Annotated in this window: 5 protein-coding genes; 1 reads left to right on the top strand and 4 read right to left on the bottom strand. The window is 64.7% G+C overall.

The genetic code is table 11. The features are described from left to right. Positions 1–25 precede the first annotated feature (25 nt). The 4 genes from OC446_RS29810 to OC446_RS29795 all read right to left on the bottom strand — a co-directional run bounded on the left by OC446_RS29810 (position 26) and on the right by OC446_RS29795 (position 2,277). Positions 26–505: an IS630 family transposase gene (locus OC446_RS29810; RefSeq protein WP_262032506.1), complete on the bottom strand. Its 480-nt coding sequence runs from the start codon at positions 503–505 to the stop codon at positions 26–28. After that, positions 393–851 carry an IS630 transposase-related protein gene (locus OC446_RS29805; protein WP_262032505.1) on the bottom strand — a complete coding sequence of 153 codons (459 nt, stop codon included), beginning with the start codon at positions 849–851 and terminating at the stop codon, positions 393–395. Before OC446_RS29805 ends, OC446_RS29810 begins: the two co-directional genes overlap by 113 nt. Positions 852–925: 74 nt before the next feature. Beyond that, on the bottom strand, positions 926–1,921 hold the full coding sequence (locus OC446_RS29800; protein ID WP_262032504.1) for a hypothetical protein: 996 nt from the start codon (positions 1,919–1,921) through the stop codon (positions 926–928). Then, entirely contained in the window at positions 1,921–2,277 is a 357-nt protein-coding gene (locus OC446_RS29795; RefSeq protein WP_262032503.1) for a recombinase family protein, read from the bottom strand. Before OC446_RS29795 ends, OC446_RS29800 begins: the two co-directional genes overlap by 1 nt. Positions 2,278–2,616: 339 nt before the next feature. On the opposite strand from OC446_RS29795, the gene OC446_RS29790 reads away from it, so the two are divergent. Further along, positions 2,617–3,003 carry a hypothetical protein gene (locus OC446_RS29790; protein WP_262032502.1) on the top strand — a complete coding sequence of 129 codons (387 nt, stop codon included), beginning with the start codon at positions 2,617–2,619 and terminating at the stop codon, positions 3,001–3,003. The last annotated feature ends 92 nt before the right edge of the window (positions 3,004–3,095 follow it).

The following is a 3,095-nucleotide window of genomic DNA, read 5'->3' as shown; positions in this document are numbered from 1 at the left end:
TCGCGGTGTCAATGGAACCTCACGTTCAGCGGTTCCACGTTGATCCGATCTCAATTGGGTTCAGATCGGGCGAATAAGCGGGCAGGAACAGGAACCAGGCGCCGCGCTGTTTCAGACACTGGGCGGCCTTCTCGCTCTTGTGTGCCGGCAGGTTGTCGAGGATCACCACGTCCCCTTTCGACAAGGTTGGCGCCAGTTGCGTCTCCACATAGGTCTCGAAGATCTGCCGGGTCATCGGCCCATCAATCACCCACGGGGCCGTCAGTCCCGAGTAGCGCAGCCCGGCGACAAAGGTCTGGGTCAGCCAGTGGCCGAACGGTGCCTTGGCATACAGGCGCTGCCCTTTCAGGCAGCGGCCGCGCAGGCGCGTCATCTTGGTCGAGGTGCCAGTCTCATCCAGAAACACGAGCCGATGCGGCTCCTGCTGCATGCGCGGCTGGCGCTTGGTGTGCCAGTGCTCGCGCGCCTGGCGTACGTCGGAGCGTCCTTGTTCGCTGGCCCGCAGCGTTTTTTTTGAAGCGGTAGCCCTGGCGGCGGAACCAGTGCGAGATGGAGGCCGGGGTGACCTTGGTGCCGAGGGCCAGCAGTTCGGCGGCAAGTTGGGGCATGGTGATGTCGCCCTTCTCGGCCACACGTTGGAGCAGGAACTCGCGATGGGGGTCGAGCTTGGAGTAGCGCCAGCCGCCCTCCGGCTTGGGGGCCAAACTGCCGGTGGCCCGGTACGTCGCCATGAGCCGGACCACGAAGGCGACCGAGACCTCGAAGTGGCGGGCGGCCTCATGGCAGGAATGGCCCGCCTCGACAAAGCGCGCCACTCGGCGGCGCAGGTCTAGCGAGTAGGACTTGGTCATCGCTCATCTCCTCAAACGAGGGTCGGGATGAGTGAATCACGAAGCCGGTACCCCGCATAGCCCCAACGACTCCATCAGAACTGCCGTTGCTCTAGGAGGCTCAAGGCCTTGCAGGCCGCGCCGATCATCGCCGAGGCTTTGTCGCTCGGTACATCAGCGTCGGGGAACGGCAACTTGAGCCGTCTCGTGGGATTCCCGTGCCTGTCGGTGATCACCACCGCCAGGTGATCCACATTGACGTCCACGCCAATGGCGCCGAGCCGGATGTCGGTCACTACCTTCGCGACAGCCTCGTCCACCGTGGCACGGACGCTCCAGCGTCCTTGATCGTCGCGCAACAGCAGCCAGGTGATGCCCGTGCGCGTGGCCTTGTCCCTGTTGCGCTCGAGGCCGCGCAGCATCTCGGCCTGCCCGTAGCGGAACGTCACGCCCTTGATGGTGACCACCTCGCCGCCGAGCGCGTCGGGCAGGTGCAGCGTGAGGTTCTCCCCGTCCCAGCGGCAGCTCTGGTTGCCCTGCGCCTCGCAGGCGGCGCCCACGAGGTTGATGCGCCCGCTACGCCTGTCGCGCCACTTCCAGACCGCCGCCTCATCGGTATCCATGTCACGAAGAAGCTCGCGTCCGCCGAAGCACACCTTCGGGGTCGCTGCCCGCAGCTCGGCCCGTGCGACGCACAGACGTCCCTTGAGAACGTCGAGCCTAGGTTTCTTGCCGACTTGCTTGAAGTGCAGGCTCTTCCTGCGCTTCTCGGCCTTTGCTTTCGCCATCTGTCTCTCGAACGTGGCGATGCGTTTCTTGGTCGCCTCGGCGGCATCCTCGAGCTGCGAGATGCGGTACTCGACGGAGCCGCGCCAGGCGTTCACCGCCTGGTCGAGGTCGAAGCGGATGCCGTTGAAGTGGCGCGCGCTGATGCCGAAGCGCTTGAGCGCCTCCTTCACCTGCGCCACGGGGCGCCTGAGCGCGTGGATCTGCTTGAAGCTCCAGTGCTTAACGCGTCCAAGAAGGTCACCCACGGGTGCGAGGACTGCGTCCGCGTTCGGATCCCGGACGACGGTGCAGAAGGTGCGCATCAAGGCTTGAGCGCCGCGGCGGCACGCAGGGCGCGGTTGCGGGCGGAGCGCTTGCCGTACACGCGAGCGGAGACGCAGGTCATCAGCTCGATCATGTCCCGCACGAGGTCATCCTGGACCCCTCCTGGATCGATGACGGCTAGGGAACGCTTCTGGGCCTTGAGGGACTGCTCGAGTTGCACCACGCCAAAGCGGGCGAGCCGGTCGCGGTGTTCGACGATGATCGTGCCGACCTGCGGTTCGGCGAGAAGGGCGCCGAGTTCGCGCCGCCTGTCGTTCAGTCCCGAGGCGATCTCCCGCACGGAGCGGTCGACCCGGGTGCCGGACGCGGCCGCCCCCTCGGCGATGCGGGCCACCTGGCATCGAGGTCGTGCTTCTGGTCGTGGGACGAGACGCGGGCGTAGGCCACCGTGAGCTTTGGCGCCTCGGGATCGACGACATCCACGACCCATCGGCCAGCAGGACTCGTCCTGGCTCCCGCGGTGCTCCCAGCTGTGGCCATGCGCCAGGCGGTCATGCGCGACACGCCTTGCTGCTTGGCCCAAGCTGACAACGTCATCGTACGTACCGTCATGTTACGATAGATACAATAACTTGCAGCAGGTGCCAACCCTTGAAGCCATCGCCGAGCGTGCCGGCCTGAGCGAGGCGGGCTGCTCTACAACTTCAAGACCAAGGATGCGCTGCTTCAGGCGATGATCCAGCGCATGATCGACGAGGTCGAGGCCGAGAAAGAACTTCTGCGTAAGACCGAACCGGCTGGCCCCAATCTGCAGGCGCGCCTGCAGATTGGGGCCAGCCTCAAGATGCGCCATGGCAAGATGCGAGAGATCGCCACCGGGATGCTGGCGGCCTCGGCCGAGAACCCGAACCTGCTGGAGCCGGTTCGCAAGGTTCTTGGAAGCGTGTACCAGGACCTGCAGCGGAAGTCGGATGAACCGGAGGCCGCTGTTCTGGCATGGCTCGTAGTCGAGGGTCTCGAAAGCATTACCATGCACAACATCAGCCCGTTCTCGGAAGGTGATTGCGAGATGATTGCCAAAGCGGCAAAACGCCTTCTCGACAAGGGCATCGCCCGCTAGCATAAATCGGATGCAGCCCTTAGCTTTTGGGAAAACTGTTTAGTGCGGCAGCGTTGTTGGGATCGGCTGCGGCTTGCCTGATCAGGTCGTCC

The organism is Microvirga sp. Mcv34 (assembly GCF_024519725.1).
Classification (GTDB): domain Bacteria; phylum Pseudomonadota; class Alphaproteobacteria; order Rhizobiales; family Beijerinckiaceae; genus Microvirga.
This window is presented reverse-complemented; position numbering and strand designations above follow the sequence as displayed.